The 23,309-nt window shown below is 41.7% G+C and carries 19 protein-coding genes; 12 read left to right on the top strand and 7 right to left on the bottom strand.

Annotated elements, in window-relative coordinates:
• Positions 1 to 51 precede the first annotated feature (51 nt).
• Positions 52 to 1,029, top strand: coding sequence for a 3-hydroxyisobutyrate dehydrogenase (mmsB, locus tag EPB74_RS02690; protein ID WP_274902601.1), 978 nt, complete (start codon positions 52 to 54; stop codon positions 1,027 to 1,029).
• A 93-nt stretch (positions 1,030 to 1,122) separates the two neighbouring features.
• Here the strand turns inward: mmsB and EPB74_RS02685 are convergent, their stop codons facing one another.
• Positions 1,123 to 1,881 (bottom strand): IclR family transcriptional regulator, encoded by a 759-nt coding sequence (locus EPB74_RS02685; RefSeq protein WP_089555413.1) that lies wholly within the window; start codon positions 1,879 to 1,881, stop codon positions 1,123 to 1,125.
• Between the two features lie 645 nt (positions 1,882 to 2,526).
• Here EPB74_RS02685 and EPB74_RS02680 point away from each other — a divergent pair.
• Positions 2,527 to 3,399, top strand: coding sequence for a hypothetical protein (locus EPB74_RS02680; RefSeq protein WP_274902600.1), 873 nt, complete (start codon positions 2,527 to 2,529; stop codon positions 3,397 to 3,399).
• Positions 3,400 to 3,530: 131 nt separating this feature from the next.
• Here EPB74_RS02680 and EPB74_RS02675 read toward each other — a convergent pair whose 3' ends face one another.
• The gene (locus tag EPB74_RS02675; RefSeq protein ID WP_274902599.1) at positions 3,531 to 4,322 is read right to left on the bottom strand and encodes a 4'-phosphopantetheinyl transferase family protein; all 792 of its coding nucleotides are present in this window, start codon (positions 4,320 to 4,322) and stop codon (positions 3,531 to 3,533) included.
• A gap of 120 nt (positions 4,323 to 4,442) precedes the next feature.
• Positions 4,443 to 4,961: a peptidoglycan-associated lipoprotein Pal gene (gene pal, locus EPB74_RS02670; protein WP_089555415.1), complete on the bottom strand. Its 519-nt coding sequence runs from the start codon at positions 4,959 to 4,961 to the stop codon at positions 4,443 to 4,445.
• A gap of 575 nt (positions 4,962 to 5,536) precedes the next feature.
• Here pal and pepN point away from each other — a divergent pair.
• On the top strand, positions 5,537 to 8,125 hold the full coding sequence (gene pepN / locus EPB74_RS02665; RefSeq protein ID WP_274902677.1) for an aminopeptidase N: 2,589 nt from the start codon (positions 5,537 to 5,539) through the stop codon (positions 8,123 to 8,125).
• A gap of 134 nt (positions 8,126 to 8,259) precedes the next feature.
• Here the strand turns inward: pepN and EPB74_RS02660 are convergent, their stop codons facing one another.
• On the bottom strand, positions 8,260 to 9,342 hold the full coding sequence (locus EPB74_RS02660) for a 3-deoxy-7-phosphoheptulonate synthase (protein ID WP_089555416.1): 1,083 nt from the start codon (positions 9,340 to 9,342) through the stop codon (positions 8,260 to 8,262).
• Positions 9,343 to 9,762: 420 nt separating this feature from the next.
• Here EPB74_RS02660 and lpxB point away from each other — a divergent pair, with 420 nt between their 5' ends.
• Complete coding sequence (lpxB, locus tag EPB74_RS02655) at positions 9,763 to 11,085, top strand: lipid-A-disaccharide synthase (RefSeq protein WP_274902598.1); 1,323 nt, start codon at positions 9,763 to 9,765, stop codon at positions 11,083 to 11,085.
• A 57-nt stretch (positions 11,086 to 11,142) separates the two neighbouring features.
• Positions 11,143 to 12,006 carry a ribonuclease HII gene (locus tag EPB74_RS02650; protein WP_274902596.1) on the top strand — a complete coding sequence of 288 codons (864 nt, stop codon included), beginning with the start codon at positions 11,143 to 11,145 and terminating at the stop codon, positions 12,004 to 12,006.
• A gap of 159 nt (positions 12,007 to 12,165) precedes the next feature.
• Here the strand turns inward: EPB74_RS02650 and EPB74_RS02645 are convergent, their stop codons facing one another.
• Positions 12,166 to 12,831 carry a DUF924 family protein gene (locus tag EPB74_RS02645; RefSeq protein WP_274902595.1) on the bottom strand — a complete coding sequence of 222 codons (666 nt, stop codon included), beginning with the start codon at positions 12,829 to 12,831 and terminating at the stop codon, positions 12,166 to 12,168.
• Positions 12,832 to 12,920: 89 nt separating this feature from the next.
• Here EPB74_RS02645 and EPB74_RS02640 point away from each other — a divergent pair, with 89 nt between their 5' ends.
• From EPB74_RS02640 to EPB74_RS02610, 7 genes are all read left to right on the top strand, one after another.
• Complete coding sequence (locus EPB74_RS02640) at positions 12,921 to 14,171, top strand: carboxynorspermidine decarboxylase (protein ID WP_274902594.1); 1,251 nt, start codon at positions 12,921 to 12,923, stop codon at positions 14,169 to 14,171.
• A gap of 278 nt (positions 14,172 to 14,449) precedes the next feature.
• Positions 14,450 to 15,721, top strand: a complete 1,272-nt coding sequence (locus EPB74_RS02635) for a saccharopine dehydrogenase family protein (protein WP_274902676.1) — start codon at positions 14,450 to 14,452, stop codon at positions 15,719 to 15,721.
• 147 nt (positions 15,722 to 15,868) lie between these two features.
• Positions 15,869 to 16,492 carry a hypothetical protein gene (locus EPB74_RS02630; protein ID WP_274902593.1) on the top strand — a complete coding sequence of 208 codons (624 nt, stop codon included), beginning with the start codon at positions 15,869 to 15,871 and terminating at the stop codon, positions 16,490 to 16,492.
• Between the two features lie 36 nt (positions 16,493 to 16,528).
• Positions 16,529 to 17,308, top strand: a complete 780-nt coding sequence (locus tag EPB74_RS02625; RefSeq protein ID WP_274902592.1) for a hypothetical protein — start codon at positions 16,529 to 16,531, stop codon at positions 17,306 to 17,308.
• A 132-nt stretch (positions 17,309 to 17,440) separates the two neighbouring features.
• Complete coding sequence (locus EPB74_RS02620; protein ID WP_274902591.1) at positions 17,441 to 18,913, top strand: hypothetical protein; 1,473 nt, start codon at positions 17,441 to 17,443, stop codon at positions 18,911 to 18,913.
• Between the two features lie 259 nt (positions 18,914 to 19,172).
• Positions 19,173 to 21,416: a choline BCCT transporter BetT gene (gene betT / locus EPB74_RS02615; protein WP_274902589.1), complete on the top strand. Its 2,244-nt coding sequence runs from the start codon at positions 19,173 to 19,175 to the stop codon at positions 21,414 to 21,416.
• Positions 21,417 to 21,742: 326 nt separating this feature from the next.
• Positions 21,743 to 22,174 (top strand): hypothetical protein, encoded by a 432-nt coding sequence (locus EPB74_RS02610; protein WP_274902587.1) that lies wholly within the window; start codon positions 21,743 to 21,745, stop codon positions 22,172 to 22,174.
• Positions 22,175 to 22,310: 136 nt separating this feature from the next.
• On the opposite strand, the gene EPB74_RS02605 is transcribed toward EPB74_RS02610, so the two are convergent.
• Entirely contained in the window at positions 22,311 to 22,769 is a 459-nt protein-coding gene (locus EPB74_RS02605; RefSeq protein WP_274902586.1) for a DMT family transporter, read from the bottom strand.
• Positions 22,770 to 22,796: 27 nt separating this feature from the next.
• The gene (locus EPB74_RS02600) at positions 22,797 to 23,249 is read right to left on the bottom strand and encodes a DMT family transporter (RefSeq protein ID WP_274902585.1); all 453 of its coding nucleotides are present in this window, start codon (positions 23,247 to 23,249) and stop codon (positions 22,797 to 22,799) included.
• Positions 23,250 to 23,309 lie beyond the last annotated feature (60 nt).

Raw genomic sequence — 23,309 nt, 5'->3', positions numbered from 1 at the left:
CAAGACCATATTTAATACTGTCTATATAATTAATCATCAAGGAGCGATGAGATGGGTCAAAAGGATATAAGTACGACTGCTAATAACAGTGACAGTGATAACAATACTGTTAAAGCAAATATCGCCTTCATTGGGCTTGGTAATATGGGCGCACCAATGGCGGAAAATTTGTTAAAGGCAGGTTATGCGCTATCTGTATATGACTTATCTGCAGACGCAACCCAGCGCTTACAGCAAGCAGGTGCGCGCGTTGCAGATAGCCCAAAAGACGCGGCAAGCGATGCTCAAGTCGTTATAAGCATGTTGCCTGCTGGCAAGCATGTCCATGCGGTTTATTTAGGTGATACAGAAGATGGTAAAGTAGCCAATGGTTTACTGGCAGAGTTACCGAAAGGCACCTTGGTGATTGACAGTAGTACTATCGCTGCAGCTGATGCAAGATTAGTGGCAGAGGCAGCAAACAAGCTGGGTATCGACTTCTTAGATGCGCCAGTCTCTGGTGGTACGGGCGGCGCTATTGCTGGTAGTCTTACCTTTATCGTTGGTGGTAGCGCTGATGCATTTGCTAAAGCCGAACCGATACTGGCAGTCATGGGCAAAAACATCTTTCATGCTGGCGAGCAGGGTGCCGGACAAGTCGCAAAAATCTGTAATAATATGCTGTTAGGTATTCTAATGGCGGGAACGGCAGAAGCGATTAACTTAGGCGTCAAAAATGGCTTAGACCCGAAAGTGCTGTCAGATATTATGCTACAAAGCTCCGGTCGTAACTGGACACTTGAGGTCTATAACCCTTATCCGCAGGTAATGGAAAACGTACCGTCAAGTAATCAATACCAAGGCGGCTTTATGAGTAAATTGATGCAAAAAGATCTTAACCTAGCGATGCAAACGGCGCAGGATGCCAATGTCGATACGCCAATGGGTGCCAAAGCCACAGAGCTTTATGGAGCGCATACCGTAGAAAATGGAGATAAGGATTTTTCTAGTATTATGGCTCGCTACGATAGCACCGTGCTGTCTTCGTAGTATCTATTTATTTATCATATAGTCGATTCATTTTAAAAAAGGTCTGCACTATTATAATAGTGCAGACCTTTTTTTATATTTTTAATAGGCAGTTTAGCTTTGCAGATCATAGACGAGCGTTTGAATATCTTGTGCCGCTATTTGCAGTCGTGGTACATGAGTCAATAGCTCATCCAGCGAGACTCGTATGGTTGGGGCATGAATATATAATGAGGCCAGATAGCGAGATTTTTTATCCAATACGGGAACCGATACGGCGACCATCTCAGAGATAAACTCTTCATTATCAATACCGATGCCAGTTTCAGCGATACGATCAAGCTCGGCGTTTAGCGCATCAATATCCGTGATTGTATTCTTAGTAAATTTATCTAATGAAAGACCTTGCAGTATCTTATCGCGACTGGCGATGGATAGCTGACTCAAATATAGCTTGCCGGTTGCGGTACACCACATCGGTGATTTTGCGCCCACTGGTAGATAAATCTGTAATGGTAAGCTCGTTTGTGCACGGTTGGTATAGATCATATTCATATGATAAGGAACGCCAATACCGCACGTTTCCTTAAGTTCATTGACCAGATTTTGCAAAATTATTTGTCGCTCATTGAAGAACAGTCGCTGTTGCCAAAGCTCGACGCTTAAATTACGTACCCGCTTGCCAGGAACAATACCACCGCCAATATCGACAGTCACAAACCCTTCGTCAACCAGATTTTGAATCAATCGATGGATGGTCGGCTTTGGAATATCAAGCTTCTGCGACAGCTCAAGTGGCGAGAGTGGCTTAGAGGCGTAGGATACCGCCTCGATAATCTCTAGCACACGGGTAATCGACGATACTTTAGGCATATGAATGGCTCAGTAATAATGAAAAGAATACAGCAGAGAACATCACGACGTTTTAAGCAATGAGACTGAAGAAATAACACGAAACAAGAATAAATATAAAGACACACGGCAACGGTATTACTCATCTAATCTAGCATAATATCGCGCTTAGACAAGCCTATATAGTATTATATATAAATGCATTTAGGTTGCGTGCCATTATCTATAAAATATTGCTAAATTATTTAAAAACTATCTATAAGTTATCTATGCGCTTAAGTAATATTAGATACGTTAACTCACAAACCACAACAAACTGTAGTAATAAACTCTATAACTGTCATTGAGTTAATTTATAAGGTAGTTCATCATACAGACATATTTTGTAATACCTTTACATGAGCGTTAAGCGTATCAATATTCATGTTTAGGCTACGCAGTGGCTTTAAGAGTATTGTGTAACAAGAAAGCGAAGTTTTGCGCGTTGGTGTAGCAATTATTACAATATCTATGCAATCTTTACATAATGGTAAATAAAAAGTGCGTCTTTAGGGGTGACTTTTTGAGTTAAAATTGTTTTAATCTGCACATCAAAATGATTGTTCAAAAAGAGCTGGGATATCATTTTTTTACGGGCGAATTATTTTATACTTTAGGAGAGTAATTATGAAACTTATTAAATTAACGGCAATCTCTGCTGCAATCTTAGCGTCAACTGCTGCACTAGCTGCTGATCCAATTATCGTTGTTGACGGTAATGACGCAGTGGTATATGAAGCTGAGCCAGTGGCTGTTGCTTACCAAGCTGAACCTAGCTATGCATATGATGCTGACGCTGGTGTAGTACGTAACACTACAGGCGCTATTGTTGGTGGTACTACAGGTTTCTTCAAACAAGCAGTCAACCCAGCTGCTATAAGTGCTGAAATTGGTACACTAGGTTATGGTGCTAACATTGCTTGGGGTGTTAACGACAAAACTGAGCTACAAGCTGGTTGGTCTGGCATGAACTTTGACGGCGATAGAGACCTAAATGCTAATGATTCTTGGATCAACTGGGACAAAGCATTAGGTGATGGTTATGGTAACTATCAAGGTACAATGGATTATGATGTAGACTTCAGCAATCCATACATTGGCGTTCAAATGCGTCCGTTTGCTAATAACTTCACAGTTGCTGCCGGTACGATGGTCCCGCGTAACAAGATTGAAGCTTCAATTGCTGCTGACGCTGCTTCATTAGGCGATGCAACTGTTTCTATCGATGATGTTGAATATCAAGTTGATAGTGCAACTATTAGAGCTGAAAACAAAAACAAATTAGCACCTTATGCTACTATTGGTTACCGTCCAAACATTAACCAAAATTGGGGCGTGTTCGGTGAGTTAGGCGCAGCATATATGGGTAAGATGGATGCTGAAGTAACTAATGTTTCTGGATCGGATACAGTCGGATTTAAAGAAGCAGCAGAAAAAGAAATCAAAGATAAAAACGTTTGGTACCCAATCGTTAAAGCCGGTGTAACTTACCGCTTCTAATTTAATAACAGTTTAATGACTGTTATTAAAAGAAGAATAAGCGCATAAAAAAACGATCCTGAAAAGGGTCGTTTTTTTATGCCTAAAATAAAGAATAAGGGTTATTTAGCGTCACTATATTTAGGCGTTATTTAATAGACAATGACGATCTGCTGAGAGGGAATAAGAGCAATATGATAATTTGCTTCAGAATCAGTAATGACTACCAAAGGTATATCGTCTTTAATACCATTGATTAACTCTGAAATAAGAAAGGAGTAATCCATTCCTAAACCCTGCGCAAGTTTATATTGATAGATCTTGATAAAGCTTTCTTTTATCTGCCACAGTAATTTGACGATATTGTCACGCTGGATCACTGGCAATGTTCGCAAGATCGTAATTTCATTACGATGGTAAAAACGCTGTGCTATATACCATGCAACATCATTGACTTCTATATCGATACCCACCGCACGATAGCGACTAATAATCACCGCCACTTTATCGTCAAAATATTTTTCATTGTTGGGTTTAATGTTTGTACTTTTACTATTAGCAGCAGTATGGCTGAAACATACAAAATATTGGCTAGTATTGAGTCGATAAGGAAAGCTAGAGTCATCTAAATTATCACTAACATTTAGCTTGTTGAGTAATGATTGTAGTAATAGCCGCACTCCTGCACGTTGCTGCTGGCGCTGTTTATAAGCCATTTCGCGTACGGATAGAAGCGTTGTTTGAGAAGTTTGATGGTACCATTTAAAGTTATGGAGCTTGATTTCGTGAGTGTTTACTCGATTTGATATAAATGACGGCGACAATTTGCCTGATTGGTTTAGATTATTTATAGGGAGAGGTGCACTCACTTGTGCAGTCGCGCACCATGTCATTGGGTCGAGCTGAGTATATTGGATATGGTCTAGGCTGGAGTCTTGCATCATATATTTATTGTAGAAGCTGATCACTTATATTTATATCCATCTTAGCGCAACAGAACGCAAAAAGCCCAACAATATAATTGCTGGGCTTTTTTTATACGAATGACGTCTTGTTAAACGATATTAATAAGACAATTCAGCACGGCGGTTTTGTGCATAAGCATCTTCGCTCTGACCGGCAGCAGCAGGACGCTCTTCACCATAACTGATCACACGGATGTTATTTACTGCAACGCCTTGTGCAGCAAGATAATCACGTGCTGCTTGGGCACGGCGCTCACCTAGTGCGATGTTATATTCACGGCTACCGCGCTCATCGGTATGACCTGCGATAACAACGCCAGCTGCTGGGTTTGATTTTAATAAACCGGCGTGTTGGTTTAATACGCCAGCCGATTGTGAGGTAATCTCACTGCTATCAAATGCAAAGTACACAACGGCTTGTAGGTTCTCAGCACCGGTAATAACGGCATTTGAGTTATCTACAATAACAGCGCCATTATAACCAGCTTGACCACCTGGGATACCTAGTGGGGCAACGACAACTTCAGAAGTAGCACGTTTGTTAGCACAACCTGATGCGAAGACAACGGCGCTTGATAATACAGCGAGTGCAGCGATTTTTGAAAAACTGGTTGACATAAAGAGCTCCTAAAATTTTAATTAAATTTGTTTTTTTAAACTGCTTAGGATAAAACTTAGGCAATTACTATCTATAATATACTAAATGTTACTTTATGTAAGTACTATTACTGTAAATAATTCTAGAATTTACAAATAGATATGACGCCCATTGCCAAAAGTGTTTGACTAAATTTATTGATTGTCATCAATTTCCTTATGCCATTATTTTAACCATAATTATCTCACGATTAAGCTGTGTTAGTGATGAGAGGCGTATTTAGTAATCAATGAATCAAAATTTTAGTTATTAGTCATATGCTAACACTAGATGATAAGCTCGATTTTATTCATAATCGCCCTTGAAATTTGGTCGTTTAGGTCAATGTAGCTAAACACCGTTATAAATCTAATCATTATAAAGCTTGTGCTAACTATTGAAGAGCCTTAACGTGACTAATCATACGTTTTAATCATCATATTTTAACGTCGCATTTTAATATCATGTCGCTTTTAATATCATATTGTCATCATAAAAAATAATAGGAATCCATATGTCTACCGCTGAAACCGATGCGCAAATTATCAATCCTGAAATGCCTGATGTACCGTTACATGAGCCTAGTAAAATCAACTTAACAGATTATAAACAACCAAGCTTCGATGTCGAAACCGTCAATTTAGATATTAAATTGTTTGAGGATCATGCGCAGGTAGATAGCGTTCTAAAGATGGTACGTCAAACCGCAGGAGATATCGTTCTATTTGGTGAAGATTTAGAGTTGCTGGCCATTACGATGAATGGGGAGCAGTTGACAGCTGAGCGTTATCAGCAAGCAGCCAGTAAGTTGATGATTACTGATGCGCCTGATGAGGTAACGTTAGAGATTCAGGTTCGCATCTGCCCGCAGACCAATACGGCGCTTGAAGGCTTTTATATGGCGGGTAGTGGCGACGATACCATGTTTGTCACACAGTGTGAGCCAGAGGGCTTTCGTAAGATTACTTTTTATCCAGATCGCCCTGATGTACTAGCGATATTTACCACCCGTCTTGAGGCTGATAAGCGTTATCCAACGCTATTGGCCAATGGTAATTTGATCGAAGCGGGCGAGGTTGAGGGTGCACCAGACCGTCATTATGCGATTTGGCATGATCCGACCAATAAGCCAAGCTATCTGTTTGCTTGTGTGGTTGCTGATTTAGATGTGTTGACAGATTCTTATACTACCAGTGAAGGTCGAAACGTCTTGCTTGAAGTATACGCAAAGTCTGCCGATATTGATAAATGCGATGTTGCTATGCAAGCGCTAAAAGATTCGATGAAATGGGATGAGGACAATTATGGCCGTGCCTATGACTTAGATCGCTATATGATCGTTGCGGTCAGTCAATTCAATATGGGTGCGATGGAAAATAAAGGCCTAAATATTTTTAATACCGCTTGTGTGTTATCAAGCCCTGAGACCACAACGGATAGCCGTAGTTTTAGTGTGAAAGCCATCATCGCCCATGAGTATTTCCATAACTGGACGGGCAATCGTATCACTTGCCGCGATTGGTTCCAGCTGTGCTTGAAAGAAGGCTTTACAGTCTATCGTGATCAATCGTTTTCAGCTGATCAACAGTCGAGTGCAGTACAGCGTATTGATGATGTCGCCACCTTACGCGCCCATCAGTTTGCAGAGGATGCAGGACCACTGGCGCATCCTGTGCGTCCTGAGAGTTTCGTTGAGATTAATAACTTTTACACCACCACTGTCTATGAGAAAGGTGCTGAAATTGTCCGTATGATTGCTAATATTCTCGGACCAGATGACTTTCGTAAAGGGACGGATGAGTATTTCCGTCGTTATGATGGGCAAGCGGTCACGGTTGAGGACTTTTTATCTGCACTTAGTATTACTAATGACAAAATCGAAGACTTTATAGATTGGTATCGCCAGCCGGGTACGCCAGTTGTCTCTGGTCATCAATACTACGACAGCGCGGCACAAACATTAACCATTACGTTGAGTCAGCAAACCCGTCACGTGAGTGGTTTTGATGCGCCAAAACCATTGCCTATTCCGGTCGCGACGGCGTTATTTGATAAAAATTCTGGTGATATCATCGCTGAGCGTATGTTGCTATTAGACCAAGCAACCCAAATCTTTGAGTTTGAAGGAGTGACTAGTGAGCCTGTAGTATCTTTACTACGTGATTTTAGTGCGCCAGTGCAGCTTAATTATGATTACCAAGATGAAGATTTGGCATTTTTACTCAAACATGAAACCAACGGTTTTAACCGCTGGCAAGTGACGCAAATGCTGGTCAACCGTATTTTGCTGCAGAGTAATGATACAGAGGTATATCTGCAAGCATTGGCTCAGACATTGCCTGACCTAGCTGCCGACGATGCGATGTTGGCTGCGCGCTTGCTTGATATCCCATCGGCACAAGAGCTGGCTGCTGCCGTTCATAAAGATTATGATCCAGAGTTGATTAAAGCGCAGCGTGAAGGCTTGTATCAGCAGCTGGCAGTTGCTCTAAAAGATCAGTGGGCAGCGCTTTATGAGCAGTTACCAATGCAATCTTATAAAGATAGCCCTGAAGCGCTTGGAGCACGTGCGCTGCGTAATGTGGTGTTAGACATGGCATTGACGGCCAACGTCACAGGTGCAGCCGAGTGGGCGCAGCAGCAGTATGACAATGCCAGCTGTATGACGGAGCGCTTTGGTGCGTTAAAAGTTATGGTCAATCATCAAGTGGCAAATGCTGATGCTTATTTAGCAGATTTTTATCAGCGTTTTCAAGCAGACGATTTGGTCATTGATTTGTGGTTTAGCGTGCAAGCCTCTGCCGATAATGTCAGTACCGATACTATTGCATCATTATTAGCGCATACAGATTTTGATTGGAATACGCCCAATCGTGTGCGCTCAGTGATTAGCGCCTTTACCTCGCAGCCAACGGTGTTATGGACACCAGAAGGTTTAGATATCTATACGGCTGTCATTAAAAAGCTGGATGATTCTAATCCAATGATAGCGTCGCGCTTATTACAAGTACTGGCACGCTGGTATACTTTAGCTGAGCCACGTCGTCAAATGGCACATGAGCATTTGCTTGATTTACAGCAACATGTGTCATCTAAACACGTGCATGAGAGCTTAACCAGTGTATTAGGTGCAGCAAGTGAGTAGTATCAAGTAAACTATTTTATAAGTTACAGAGTATAAAAAAGCCCGTCTGACATTCTACTGTCAAACGGGATTTTTTATGAATTGCTTAATGCTTTCTAAATTGCTTAATAACCATTAATTATAGCTCATTGCTATTAGCGGTTAGGCAATACATCTTTTACCATATCGCGTAAATCGTGTAGCGCTTTGACCGTACTATCCCAATCTAGGCAACCGTCAGTAATAGACATACCGTATTCGAGTGCATCTAAATCAGCGGTCAACTCTTGACGACCACCCTTTAAGTGACTCTCAATCATCATACCAATAATAGATTTATTACCGTTTTTAATTTGCTCTGCGACGTTTTGGATAACCATTGGTTGTAAGTAAGGGTCTTTACCTGAGTTGGCATGACTTGAGTCAATCATAATCTTGCTACTGGTTTTGCCTTTAGCTAGCGCATCTTCTACTTGCGCAACGGCAGTTTCATCATAGTTAGGCTTGCCGTTACCACCGCGTAATACCACGTGGGCGTAAGGGTTGCCTTTAGATTTAATGATAGAAACTTTACCATCTGATGAAAGACCTAAGAAGCTATGTCCGGCTTTTACGGCTTGCATGGCGTTGACAGCAACGGTCATGCCACCATCCGTACCATTCTTAAAGCCAACTGGGCATGATAATCCTGAGCTCATCTCACGATGCGTTTGGCTCTCAGTAGTACGCGCACCAATCGCTGACCAGCTGATCAAGTCCTGCATGTACTGCGGCGTGTTCGGATCAAGTGCTTCTGTTGCACAAGGTAGACCTTTCTCATTTAAATCAAGCAGTAGCTTACGAGCAGTACGCAGACCTTTTTCGATATCGAAGCTGTCATTCATATCAGGGTCGTTGATCATGCCTTTCCAGCCGACGGTCGTTCGTGGCTTTTCAAAATAGACACGCATCACAACGAATACGCTATCTTCGATCTCTTTTGCCAATATGGCTAAACGATCGGCATATTCGTGGGCGGCTTTGATATCGTGAATAGAGCAAGGACCAATCACAACGAATAAGCGCTTGTCTTTACCATCTAAGATATCTTGGATAGTATGGCGACCTTTTAGCACTGTGTGATAGGCTTGTTCTGATAAAGGCAGCTCAGTTTTGAGCTCATTAGGTGTGATTAAAGGAATAAATTTTTCAATATTCACGTCGTCAATATCTGCATTATGGGTAGCTGGTGTTGTCATGGTTATATATCGTCTAGCTAATGTATGGGGATATTCATTATGCGGACAAAAACGCCAGTTGACAAGGGTAGTCGAGCAGTTAATTGACTGCTAACTGGAATGCTGAGGCTAAAACTTCGTTATACCTAGTTAACAGTCAAGTATTAAATTAAACGCTTAAGTGCTTTTATAAACGCTGGTTTTTACCTCATGAAATGGTTTGAATGGATTTATTTATAGGCAATCAGCACTGGATTTTATGGGGTAATTTCGCTATTTTTAGTATCGTCACGTATGATGACTTGATAAACAACTTAATTCGAGCATAAAAAATGATGTTAATGTGCATTTCGATTGGCATCTTATAACTCATTTCATGGGCTATCTTTTATAATATCCCTATTTTTGTCTATTGTATTACTTTACTATTGAGAACTTGTCATGACAGATTCTGCTACGCCTCACCAATACCCTGATTTAACGGCCCAGCTTGACACTTATCATGAGGGGGCTGACGTAACGGCCACGCCACTAGTGATAGGGATTGTCGCCGGTGAAGTATCAGGTGATAGTCTGGGCGCAGATTTTATGCAGCAGATGAATAACTTACGTGATGATATCATTTGGGTCGGCGTTGGCGGTACAAAAATGCAAGCGCAAGGGCTACAAAGTATTTTTCCATTGTCCCGTTTGGCGGTGATGGGTTTGGTGGAAGTGATCGCCCAATTGCCTGACTTACTTAAGGCGCGCCGCGAACTTTTGGCTGCTTTTAAAACAGCGGATATCGATTGGTTTATCGGTATTGATGCGCCTGATTTTAATCTGAGAGTTGCCAAAAAGTTAAAGCCTCAAGGCGTGTTCTGCGTGCAGTATGTCAGTCCTTCCATTTGGGCATGGCGCGAATCGCGTATCCATAATATTAAGGCGGCGACCAATTTAGTGCTGTGTCTGTTTCCGTTTGAGCTGCCAGTATATGAGCGTTATAACCATCCGGCGATATGCGTCGGTCATCCGCTAATGCGCACCATTGATCAAACCTTATTAGAGAAGCCCATCAATCAGCGGCGTAGTGAGCTGGTCTGGCACAACGACGGTTTGCAGCAGTTCTTTATTGATCGCTTTGATGAGGTCAGCCAGCTTATTTGTGTGATGCCAGGCTCTCGACGTGGTGAGATAACAGCTATTTTGCCACTGATGCTTGATGGCATTCAAAAGCTGATTTTATTAGACCCAAAGTTGTGCTTTATCATTCCAACTGTTGATCAAAACCATCAATATATCGTCCAAGATGTCATTGATCGGCGCTCAGAACAGCTGCGAGCGGCTATTGTGGTGGTCTATGATGATAGCCAACCCGCTTTTAGTCAGCAAGCGATGGCAGCCTCGGATATTGTGATGCTGGCATCGGGTACAGCAACCCTTGAAGCGATGCTCCTTGAGCGCCCGATGGTTATTATTTACCAATTAAACCAGCTGACTTATCAGATTGCTAAACGTCTGGTCAAAGTGCCTTATGTGGGTTTGCCGAATATTTTAGCGGATACTGAGATTGTACCTGAGCTGATACAAGAGCAGGCGAGTGGCGATAATATCTGTCGTACCGTGATGCGTCTATTGCAACCACGCGCTTATGCTGAGCAATTAAAAGCGCTCGTTGATGCCAAGCATTTGTTACAGCAGCAGAGCAATCATGACCCCGCTAATAGCGTGATTGAGCAATGGTTTATTCAGAACAACCCTCAAAAAATCCACTCGTCTCAATGACTAAACGCATATTATCCAGCGCAATCAATCAATAAAAAATTATAAGTGACCAATAGCATGTACCGCACAGAAAACCATATTGTTCAGATTGAAAGTACTATTGAAAAAATTGATATTAAAGGTCAATACATCCAACTGGCTGAACCGATCCGTTTGTCTGGTCAACTTAATATCGCTGAGTTACTCACTCAATATCCGATAAATACAACGCAGGACTTGCAACAATCAGCGTTACAGATTGGCGTTGATGAAGCAGGGCGTGGACCACTATTGGGTAGCGTTAATGTCGCTGCTGCGATATTACCACGCGCTTGGTCAGGACTGATTGAGATGCAACCGTTAAAAGGTACACCCTTATCGATACTGACGGACTCCAAGCAACTGAGCGAAAAGAAGCGTGATATGCTTTATCCGTTGGTTCAGCAGCATGCAATTGGTTATGTCATCGCTGATATCCCAGCAGCAGTCATCGATCAGGTGAATATCTTACAAGCCACCATGCTTGGTATGCATGTATGTACTGAGATGCTCTTAGAAACGCTTGCTCGTCACCTAAGTGATATGGCAAAAGGCACGCCTTATCAGCTGCACGCCGAGGTCTTATTCGATGGTAATCGCTGTCCTGATTTAAACTATGCAAGCCTTAATCAGTTAGGCATAGCAGAATCAGCGGTTGACTGCCAAGCTTGGGTAAAAGGGGATGCCCGTCATACTAGTATCGCGGCGGCAAGTATCTTGGCAAAAGTCAGCCGTGATAAAGTCATGTATGCGCTTGATGCTGAACATCCTGAATATGGCATTGCTAAACATAAAGGCTATCCAACGCGCGCCCACATGGAAGCGATTGAAAATTACGGGGTGTTATCAGCGCATAGACGTAGTTTTGCACCAGTCAGAAAAGCACTTGAGAACCAGCGTTAATAAACTAACGTAAAATTAATAACGGCTCTTATGATAAATAGCCTAAGTAATAAAAATATTGTCATTCAAAGATGATAAAACCGCCTACTCGTTATAAAAGTACACGGTTTTTATTTAAAATTTCAATAATTAGAAAATTTTTAGAATTTTAAATAATGCTTAAAATGATGAGTTCGGCTGCTGCAAGAAAGCTTCTTCTTCGTCAGTTGACTCGCGGTCTAGTGCGTCATTGCGATGCGGATAACGACCAAACTGATCGATAATGTTTTTATGGCTATGTTCGATGTCTAAGGTGATGGCATCGTTCAACTGTTCAAATAGTGGCAGATAGCGCTCATGTATCATTGCCGATTCAGAATGCATAAACGGCATGATGGTAAATGTGCGCCACTCCATAGGTAAGGTATTAAAATGCGGTTGCTGAATGGCTTCTTGTGCCAATACCATTGCCATTCCGTCTTGTGCAAAAGCACATACCCGCCCGCGGCACAGATTGCGTGAAAATTGATCTAAGACAATAATTTCTGCCACTCGTCCAGCTAAAGCCGTGATTGAGCTGTTGCAATCCGTTGAGGATTCTGCCATTCGCCAAGTCACACATTCACCTTGTTTTGCTATCTGCCAAATCTTGCCAAATTTCTCATTTATTTGCTGATCAAATTTCTCATTTTCTGCAAACCAATATTGCTCATTGTCTTTGTCAAACCAAAACTCTAAAACATCACGGGCATCAGGATTAAGATGAGTCAAGTCAATCTTATTTGGCGTAAGAGAGGTTAAGTTGGTTTGGCTCTTTGAGGTAGAATAATCGGTTGAGAGTGACATAAGATATTCTAATTATGATGGATTTAGTCTACTATAGCGCAAATATTGATGTCTGTCATGATGCCAACAGAAGCTATTAGGTAACCCTTATGAACGCAAAAAATCCGGTGCCAACCACCAACTTATCTTTACCGCCAACGCCATATTACTTACTTGATGAAGCGGCGATTGTCGCCAATATGCAGATTATAGCCCGTTTATGTGAGCTATCTGGCGCAAAGGCGTTACTAGCGCTGAAATGTTTTGCCACCTGGGGCGTATTCGATATTATGCAGCCGTATTTGCATGGTACGACTTCATCGTCACTTAATGAAGTACGGCTAGGATATGAGACTTTTGGCAAGGGTAGGGATAGTGAGAATAAAAAAGAAACCCATGCTTATAGCGTGGCGTATAGCGCGGATGAAATCCCTGAAGTGCTAGAGTATGCCGATAAAATTATCTTTAATTCTATCTCACAATTAAATGCTTTTAAGGGTCAAGCTGCTGCGCAAAACATTCCAGTAGGGCTGCGATTAAACCCTAAAACCAGCAATTCATCGTTTATTATTGCTGATCCTGCGCGTCCGTTTAGCCGACTTGGCGAACACGATAAAGACAGCATTGCTGCGGTTCTAAAAGACATTACTGGCGTCATGATTCATAACAACTGTGAAAACGACAGCTTTGACGCTTTTAGCGATAGCTTGGCGGATATCGAAGTTAAGTTTGGCGATATTTTACAACAGCTAGAATGGGTAAGCTTGGGCGGTGGTATTCATTTTATTGCGCCTGATTATCCGCTTGAACAGCTTGCCCAGCGTCTAAAAACCTTTAGCAAAAAATATGGTGTACAAGTCTATCTTGAGCCGGGTGAAGCAAGTATTCACGGTGCTGGCAGCTTAGTAACTACCGTTTTAGATGTTTTACACAATGAAAAAAATCTAGCCGTCGTAGACTCGTCTATTGAAGCGCACATGCTTGATTTGCTGATTTACCGTGAGTCAGCACCGATAGTGGCTGTTAATAGTGATGCAATTAATATTGCGCCTCTTGATATTGACCCTACTAATATTGCACCAATAAGCGAAAACGCTAAATCAGCAGACCATACGATTATCTACGGTCGTTCTTGCTTAGCAGGTGATATCTTTGGTGAATATGCGTTGCCAAATAACGCACAAACCAAATTACAGATAGGTGATACCGTTACCTTTGGTAATGCAGCTGGTTATACCATGGTCAAAAAGAACTGGTTTAACGGCGTCAACATGCCAGCGATTGTCATTCGTCGCCTTGATGGCAGTATCGATGTGCAGCGCGAGTTTGACTATCAAGATTATAAGGCAAGTTTGTCTTAATACTTGCTGTTAATACTTTGGTGTTTCTTTAATAAGTAAATAAAGTAATGGATGAATAAAGTAGTGGATAACTCAAGGTGCTACTTATCTACTAATACTTCCCGAAAGTGTGGTAAAAATTGTTATAATCGCCTTGGGCGAGAATAGTTGTTTTTACCCGTCGGGTGCGTGGGTTTTCCTCGGTCTTCCTTTTTAATTCACGCATATCATTCACTTGTTTCTGTTTTGAATAGTCATTACTAATGGCACTGACAGGGACACAAAGGAGGATTGTGGCATTGACTACACAACAAAATACATCAGCTAAAAAAGACGTACTCATCATCGGTGCCGGCGGCGTTGCTCAAGTCGTTGCGCATAAATGCGCGATGCATAACGACGTACTTGGCGAAATTCATATTGCTTCACGCACAAAAGATAAATGTGATGCTATTGCTCAAAGTGTCGTTGAAAAAGGTAGCTTTAAGCAGCCTGCTACTTTGCATACGCACCAAATCGACGCGCTAGATATTCAAGCACTTATCGCGCTCATCAAAGAAACGGGCATCCAAATCGTCATTAATGTCGGTTCACCTTTTCTTAATATGAGCGTACTAGAAGCGTGTATTGAGACAGGCGTTGCTTATATCGATACCGCGATTCATGAAGATCCGCGTAAAATTTGTGAGACCCCACCATGGTATGAAAACTATGAGTGGAAGCGTAAACAGCGCTGTGCCGACAATAATATCACTGCTATCTTAGGTGCAGGCTTTGATCCCGGTATGGTTAATGCGTATGCCAGACTCGGCTATGACATGATGGATAAGGGCTCGGTCACGGACATTGATATCATCGATATTAATGCGGGTAGCCATGGTAAATACTTCGCGACCAACTTCGATCCTGAGATTAACTTCCGTGAATTTACCGGTACGGTCTATTCATGGCAAGACAGCAAGTGGCAGTCGAATAAGATGTTTGAAGTAAAGCGTACCGATGACTTACCGGTTGTCGGCATGCAAAACAGCTATCTAAGTGGTCATGACGAGATTCATTCGTTGTCAGCCAATTTAGACGTACCAAATATCCGTTTTTGGATGGGTTTTGGCGAGCATTATATTAACGTCTTTACCGTATTACAGAGCTTAGGCTTATTGTCAGAGCAACCAGTGATGACCGCCGAAGGGCAAGAAGTTATCCCGCTAAAAGTGGTCAAAGCAGTGCTACCAGATCCAAGCTCGCTTGCGCCAAACTATACCGGCAAAACTTGTATTGGTGATAAGGTTAAAGGTAAAAAAGACGGTGTTGATACAGAGGTGTTTATCTATAATATCTCTGACCATAAAGAGGCTTATGAAGCCATGGGCAGTCAAGGCATTTCTTATACCGCAGGCGTACCGCCAGTTGCTGCTGCGATGCTAGTCGCTACTGGCGAGTGGGATGCAGGCAAGATGGTCAACGTTGAAGAGCTCGATGCCAAGCCGTTTATTAATCTATTGAATAAGATTGGTCTACCGACACGTATTCAAGATAGCGAAGGTGATAGGCTATTGTCGTTTGATATTTAGATCATTTTGCCAATCGCTCGTTATTAGGTAAATAAAAAAGCACTCTATTGAATCAGATTCGATAGGGTGCTTTTTTACATAGCTGCTTCTATAATAAAAACGATTATCATAAAACTAATAATTACAAATGATATAAGGAAAATCGCTGTGTCTTTAGAACAGTATAAAGTATTCAACTTGATCGAAGATGTGACAGAATTAAAGGTATTACTAATTTTAGAATCGCCGCATATTAATGAATACATTCATCAGCATCCAGCAGCAGGTGAATCGGCGCTTGAGCTGACTCAGGTTCTTATGTCGCAAGGTTATCTAAGGAGCTTTGACGCGCAATTGGCATTAGGTTGTAATATTAAATCGCTGCACTATAAACCACTTGGTATTCTAAACTGTTCTACTTTACCAATGAATAAAGCATTTTATCCTTGTGTTTTATCTAGCGATGATTTATCGCAAGTGCATCATTTAACGAGTATTAAGCAAAGTTTAGACCAGCGTAATCACCGAGAAGTATATGTGGATTTTTCAGAAAGTGAAACCTTCAAAGACTTTGTGAGTCGCTTAACTCAAGTACTTGAGCAAGCAGCATCTGATATTATTATTGTGCCTTGTGGCGATACGGCAATTGGGTTTATGGAGGCTTTTAAAGCAGTCTCTCAGAAGCCGTTGATGGTCTTAGGTGGTTTGCCGCATCCAACTGAGCCTGAGTGGGCTGAGAAAATAGCCAACATTAATTTGGCTGACCGAATTACGCCCAAGCTATTGCCTTAGTTGTGATGACAGTTTATATAAAGGACGACCGTATCGATGAGCATTGATGATAAGAAACCTGCAGATACGTCAAAGGTTACTGTAGATGCTGTTAGAGAATGGCTGATTCAAACCACGCGGCTTTTTGCCAAGTTCGCTATTATACTTCTCATTCTAGGTGGCGCCTTACTATTAAGTTTTGCGCTGCATTTACCGATTTATGTGTCTTATAGTCTTGTTCTGTTAATCGCGGCTGTTTTATTTATCATGCTCATTATGGTGTCGATTAAAAATATCGTTTATCTCTACCTAAAGACCAGCATCTGGGGGCAAATCGTTCTGTATTTACTGGTCGCCTTAATCAGTGCGCACGCCTATCTTTATGCAATTGGTGAGGTTAATCGCATATTCTTGGTTGACCCCAGTAATTTAGCGCTTACTACTAGCGTGTTGACGGGTATTGTTTTCTTTAAATACGCCATCATGGCATTACTCGGCAGCTACCTGATTGCTATCGGCTTATATTTTTATATCAAGCAGACAGATAAATCAGCAGTAAATAACCGTCAGCCTTTGGGTAAAAAAATGCTTACAGGCATCGCTTTTGTATTTATTACGAGCATAAGCTTAGTCACTGCTGGTCATATCTCAAAATATAGCGATGCGCTGATTAAAGCATTTGCGTTAAAAATAGATTTCTATAGTCATTATACTTGTACAGGCGATGATTTTAGAGATGTTGAAGGTGTGCTGTTTTTATCAGCCAGTGATATTTTAGTCGCAAAAAAGGTCGACTCAATGGAGTGGAAGTTTAAAAACGTGAAGTGTGAGCCGTGATAGTTTGCTCTTACGCTTTTAACTATACTTTGATATGGTCAATTTACCTATTTGACTGTCAGTAGCTTATATCAATTGAGTACCTTACTGGCATTGTCTGCAACTGCTCTAGGCTTGCTAAAGGATATTATTATGATAAATCGAGCCTTATTCTTGATACCTATAATGATGTTGGCAGCTTGCAGCTCTGATACTGTAAACTCTGCTGACAATACTGCTAATCCATTAAGCAGTCCACAAGATAATACCAATGCTCATCAGAGTTTAGAGCCAGAGGGCAAATATAGTAAAGTCTCTAATAGCGATAGGGAAGCGACTACTAATGATAATGACACTTACTATAAAAGTAAGGCGAACGTTGTTCATATCCCAGGCTCTAAGCAAGTTAAAATCAATATTGATGACTCATTAATTATTATCAAACTTATAAATGATGATAGGTCGTATTTAGACTTTAAAAAAGGCAATAATTATCTTAATAAATTTGCTGAAATTAGTTTTAATTACACCTATGGTATAGAACTTGAAAATGCTGTACAGCAAATAAAGGTGTTTAAAAGCACTGATTCAAAGCAAGGACTATTAGTACTTCCTGCTACTACTGAAGAGTACCCAGCCTATTCAATATTACCTTTTGACGCTACAGGTATTAAGCAATCCTATTCTATCGGAATAAATTCTTTTGATTGCGCCAACTTCGATACGGTTAGTTTAGACGCTAACGCTACAGTTTTAAACCAGAGCGCTGCAACTCTAAACGCTAACGCTGCTCAATCAATTTCAGTAAGCCAAAAAGGCAAACCTTGCAAAGCAGAAATCTATGAGAGCAAATCAATAGAAAATATTACAGCAGCTACTAAGCCAGAAACTAATGCTAGTAAGGATAAACAACATCAACAATTTACCTCTAATGAGCTTGCAAAGACTTATAACAGAGCTTTATATCAATTTTATGATTTTGATGTGAATGCCGATGGTATTAAAGACAAAATTATTACTCATAAGAATGATAAAAATAATGTTCACCAAGGTGACGTTTTATTTATTTACTTAGGAACTTCAGATAGCAAGTATAAGCTAAGTTTAGAGACTAATAACTTCACTGACGAAGCTGGATGGTTTCTAAGTGACATTACTCCTCGCTCTGATTATTCAGGGTTTATATTGACGACCTATTTTGCTAGCCGTGGACACTCTGAGCAGTCATTTTATTTTGGACTACAAAACGATAAGTGGTTAATGACAAAGTATGTATCAGCAGGCACGCTTATTACAGGAGTGCCCTATTACTGTATAGAAAATCATAGCTCTGATATATCAGATTTCAGCTATGGCGAATCAAGTGGGTATTCTGAAGCAGAATTTGAAAAAAAGTGCCCGCCACTAGCGAGTAGTTATAAAGCAACTGCAAATAAAGCTGAGATACTCGACCAAGATTTCAATCCGCAAATACCCTCTAATTATTATGTAAAAGGCGATGTCATTGAGGCAGTTGCTCAAAATGAGGATTGGATAAAAGTAAGCTATAAACAAGACAGTAAATATGGCTGGGTGGATAAACGCGACCTTAAAGCATTAAAGCATTACGCTAGCCAGTCAAACTAGCCGTATACAAACGCTGTCTAAAAGCTTCAATTTACTAGCCGAATTTTTTAATTTAGCGCATCGCAAACCTTTAACTGCCAAAATTTATTACTCATTTATCAATAGCTTCTGAAGCTTTCAGCCCAAGCACATCTAACGGCTGCCTAAAATTCTGCAAAGCAAATTATGTTACTATTCGGCTAACCTATTTCTCAAAATGTAAAACCATCTAAAAACAGATGTACTCATTCGTTACCAGTAGCACGCAAGGAATACAACCATGACCATCGACCCATCAGACGACAAACTCTCTGAAGTGTCTAAGCCAAGTAATCCAAACCAGCCAAACGAGCAGAGTCAAAAAGCGCAAACGCCATTCGAGCGCAGTCAATTTGGTGGCTCGCAGCGTCAGCCGAAGCATCATCTCGATGATGATGCGCCTATATCGCGCAGTGACCTGAAAAAAGGGGCACAAGAGCTATCGAAAAATGCGGTCGCTCATATTAACTGGAGCGTGTTAATTATCTCATCATTGGTGATTGCGGCCTTTTCAATATGGGCAATCGTGATGCCAGTGGGTGCCAGCACAACCATGAAAATGGTCGTTGATTGGATTGCGACAAACCTTGGTTGGTATTACGTCATTACCATGGTAATGGTTATTGGCTTTGTACTATGGGTGGCACTCTCTAAAGCTGGTAGCATACGCCTTGGACCTGATGATTCACGCCCGCAATATAAGCTTGGAACGTGGGTTGCGATGTTATTTGCCGCAGGGGTCGGTATTGATTTACTATTCTTCTCAGTGACTGGCCCTGTCGTACAGTATTTGACTCCGCCATCAGGTGATGGTGCGACTGCCGATGCGATGCAAAATGCCGTTGTTTGGACGATGTTTCATTACGGTATTGCTGGCTGGGCGGTATATGCGTTACTGGGTATGGCGATGGGTTACTTTGCCTATCGCTGGGATATGCCGTTGTCGATTAGGGCAGCGCTCTATCCATTGTTCGGCAAACGCGTCAATGGTCCTATCGGTCATGGTATCAGTATTTTAGCCTTGGTTGGTACGGTGTTTGGTGTTGCTACCACCATGGGCATCGGTGTGGTATTGCTAAACGTTGGTTTTTCCAAGATATTTGGGTTAGAAGAAGGTCTTACGCTACAAATTGCATTGGTCATCGGTGCTGTTGTCTTAACGATAGCAGCCACCACCTCAGGCGTTGACCGTGGTATTCGTTGGATATCCGAGCTTAATCTATGGAGCGCGGTCGCGATGATGGCGTTTATTCTCATCGCGGGCGAGACTGCATTTTTATTAAATGCATTAGTCGAAAATTTAGGTCAATTCTTTGTCACATTACCTTCCCGTATGTTTAAGACTTTTGCTTATGTACCGGGCAGTAGCGAATGGATGGGCGGTTGGACGCTGTTTTTCTGGGCATTTTGGCTGGCGTGGGGACCGTTCGTTGGCGTATTCCTTGCGCGTATTTCGCGTGGACGCACGTTACGTGAATTCGTTATCGCAGCGATTACTGTACCGGTATTATGTGACTTTATTATCGTCTCATTCTTTGGTAACTCAGCCCTGTATGAAGTCTTACAAGGCAACACCGCCTTTGCCGAATTGGCAGTTCAAAGTCCAGAGCGCGGTTGGTACGCACTTTTAGAAATGTTCCCCGGCGCATCTTACTTAATTATATTAGCGACGTTCTCAGGCTTGCTCTTTTATATTACCAGTGCCAACTCAGGTGCTATGGTGATGTCGAATTTCTCTGCTTCTATTCCAGATCCTTCAAAAGATGGTCCTAAATGGCTACGTATATTTTGGGCGGTATTGACGGCAGTATTGACTATATCGATGCTGATAGCTGGCGGTGTGATAACGATGGAGTATGCGACGCTTATCTTTGCGTTGCCAGTGACCATTATCGTTTATCTGGTGATGTTCTCGTTTTATAAAGCCTTAAAGATAGAGCAGGCCGAGCGCGAAGGCAAGGTACTGCGTCGTCCATCTATCGCACCAAGTGGTGGTCATATACCAGAGCGTTCATGGACTCAGCGGCTTGGGCAAATGCTGACCTATCCATCCAAACGTGAGTCTGTCAGATTCCTTGAGCGTGTAGTACGTCCAGCGCTTGATGATGTCGCCAATGAGTTTCGCCGCCAAGGTTATGACGTTGAGCGTATCAATGCTGATCATGAAAGCAATGCGGCTGATGCGACTAATTTTGTTGGCAATACCAACATTATCGCTGCATCGGGGCCGTTACTACGAGTATCGACGGCTGCTATGGATGATTTTTACTATCAGGTATCTATGGTCGAAACGCCAGCGCCTACCTTTAGCGGTAAAATGGCGGCTGATACCGACGTCTATTATCGACTTGAGGTAGCAACACAAACAGGTTCAGGTGGTTATGATTTGATGGGGCTGACTAAGCAGCAAGTGATTGATGATGTGCTTGAGCAATATCAAGCCTATCTGACTTTTTTGACGGCTCCTGCAGAAACCGATGAATGATTAACTCTAGCGACTCCGATAGCGGGTAAGGATTAATAAAATCACATGGATAATGAGAAGCCAATCCAGCCAACCGCTATTATCTGCCATACTTGCTATGGCTGCGGCTATAAGCGGGACAGGTTGCTGCTGCCGTGTACCGTGACATCTTGAATTGTCTGGCCTTTACAACATAATAATGAAGGGATAATGGCTACTGTTGGAAATGAATATTCGTACTGTGATGAAAATTTTTTATATCTTAAATTTTTTTACCATATATTATTTACTCTTTTTGCACACCCAAGTTACGCTTTCTAGCTTAGATTTTATAAGGTCACAATATTATGGATATAGATAGAGTCATGGATGAAATACAAGCTGATTCATTAGGTTTAAATTTAGAAGTCTATCGTGCTAATAAAGCATTACGCTTAAAAATTTTAGAAAAATCAGATCAGTACATTGAAACTCCTTTTTCAGAATGGCCTGTTATCTATTTCAATTGGGATTTATCTAAACAAGGTCAACGTTTTTCTCTAGATGGTGAAAAAGAAGCAGGTTTCAAAATAAGGTATCCAGAAGGTTTTTTATTAGGCACTGTCGCGCTTACAAGTTTCGATGAAAAACTATGTTATTTTAGTCGTAGAAATGAGGGAGAACTTTGGAGTGTGGGAAGTAAAAATGATTTAGCATATCTAATTGTATATTTGTCTGAAAAAAGACCTATATCGCCACCATTGGTAAAACCTCATATGATGGGTGAAGTCATGCTGTAAGGTGGGCATCATCGATATGCGATAGCAAAAGAAATAGGGGAAATATCTATTCCTATTTATATAGAGCCGCATAATAAAAAGGAAATAGATAACCTTATTGAAGTTAATTGGTGTAGCTTGGGTGGTGAAAGTTAGCTTACTTAATGATCCGCCGCACATTACTCAAATAAATCAAATACAACGCGCCAGCGAGTAGGGCGATAGCTGCCATGCGCTTATAATCGAGCACTATCTGCGTATTGCCAAACCAGCCCAAATGGTCTACCAACAGCCCCATGATGATTTGTCCGGCGATGATAGCAACGATGGTTGCCGCCGTCCCAATACGCGGTACAGCAATCACGATAGCCACCATCGAGAAGTTACCGAACAGCGCGCCTGCTAATTGCCATGTTGGCACGTTAAACATAGTCGCTACCTGTGGCGGCTCAAAAAACACTACCAAAAGCAATAAAATAACGGAAGCGACGACGTTGGTCAGCCATGCCGTCGTCACGACGTCGGTACGTACGCTGAGTGTGCCATTAATGGAAGACTGCGCGGCAATGGCCATGCCGCCTAGCAATAATAAAGGAAATGCGAGAGTTAATAGCATGGCTCTATCCTTAACATAACAATATCCTTAATAAATCAGCCAAAGGGCAATCAGAATTAGCACCAATGCTCCAATTCGATAACTATCAATGGCGCGGCGCTCGCTACCCAAAATACCAAAATGATCAATGGCAAGACTGGCAGTAATTTGCCCACATAATATCCCTACCATCGTCGTACCAACGCCCACTAACGGCGTGGTAATCGTTAATACAATGGTATAGATAAAACCCACGAGACCGCCAGTCAATAGCCAGCGTGGTTGCTTAGGTAATGTGGCCAGCGTGGATAAATAGTTGCGTCTACCTGCGACCATCAGCACAATCATCGCTAAGCTAAAGACGATAACCCCAATCAAAAATATGGATAAGGATGCTGACAAGCGACCAATACTTTCTCCCAATGGTCCTAAAAATGCCGCCTCCAATGCTAATGCCATGCCGCCCAATACAACGAATAACAACATGCCGAGTTGCTTCATAGCCTACCTTTTTACATTTTTGTCTGATTTGATGAGATAAAAGCCCATATTGTATGGCTA

It is taken from the genome of Psychrobacter sp. DAB_AL62B (assembly GCF_028895345.1).
In the GTDB taxonomy this organism is placed as follows: domain Bacteria; phylum Pseudomonadota; class Gammaproteobacteria; order Pseudomonadales; family Moraxellaceae; genus Psychrobacter.
The sequence above is the reverse complement of the archived record's forward strand: the minus strand, read 5'-3'. Positions and strand labels throughout refer to the sequence as shown.

Bases quoted from the DNA above. Each gene is read 5' to 3' on its own strand.
- EPB74_RS02660 (WP_089555416.1), bottom strand. From the start codon at position 9,342: ATGACAACACCAGCTACCCATAATGCAGATATTGACGACGTGAATATT.
- EPB74_RS02600 (WP_274902585.1), bottom strand. From the start codon at position 23,249: ATGAAGCAACTCGGCATGTTGTTATTCGTTGTATTGGGCGGCATGGCA.
- EPB74_RS02625 (WP_274902592.1), top strand. From the start codon at position 16,529: ATGAGCATTGATGATAAGAAACCTGCAGATACGTCAAAGGTTACTGTA.
- EPB74_RS02675 (WP_274902599.1), bottom strand. From the start codon at position 4,322: ATGATGCAAGACTCCAGCCTAGACCATATCCAATATACTCAGCTCGAC.
- EPB74_RS02610 (WP_274902587.1), top strand. From the start codon at position 21,743: ATGGATATAGATAGAGTCATGGATGAAATACAAGCTGATTCATTAGGT.
- EPB74_RS02605 (WP_274902586.1), bottom strand. From the start codon at position 22,769: ATGCTATTAACTCTCGCATTTCCTTTATTATTGCTAGGCGGCATGGCC.
- mmsB (WP_274902601.1), top strand. From the start codon at position 52: ATGGGTCAAAAGGATATAAGTACGACTGCTAATAACAGTGACAGTGAT.
- EPB74_RS02640 (WP_274902594.1), top strand. From the start codon at position 12,921: ATGAACGCAAAAAATCCGGTGCCAACCACCAACTTATCTTTACCGCCA.
- EPB74_RS02620 (WP_274902591.1), top strand. From the start codon at position 17,441: ATGATAAATCGAGCCTTATTCTTGATACCTATAATGATGTTGGCAGCT.
- pal (WP_089555415.1), bottom strand. From the start codon at position 4,961: ATGTCAACCAGTTTTTCAAAAATCGCTGCACTCGCTGTATTATCAAGC.
- pepN (WP_274902677.1), top strand. From the start codon at position 5,537: ATGCCTGATGTACCGTTACATGAGCCTAGTAAAATCAACTTAACAGAT.
- EPB74_RS02650 (WP_274902596.1), top strand. From the start codon at position 11,143: ATGTACCGCACAGAAAACCATATTGTTCAGATTGAAAGTACTATTGAA.
- betT (WP_274902589.1), top strand. From the start codon at position 19,173: ATGACCATCGACCCATCAGACGACAAACTCTCTGAAGTGTCTAAGCCA.
- EPB74_RS02680 (WP_274902600.1), top strand. From the start codon at position 2,527: ATGAAACTTATTAAATTAACGGCAATCTCTGCTGCAATCTTAGCGTCA.
- lpxB (WP_274902598.1), top strand. From the start codon at position 9,763: ATGACAGATTCTGCTACGCCTCACCAATACCCTGATTTAACGGCCCAG.
- EPB74_RS02645 (WP_274902595.1), bottom strand. From the start codon at position 12,831: ATGTCACTCTCAACCGATTATTCTACCTCAAAGAGCCAAACCAACTTA.
- EPB74_RS02685 (WP_089555413.1), bottom strand. From the start codon at position 1,881: ATGCCTAAAGTATCGTCGATTACCCGTGTGCTAGAGATTATCGAGGCG.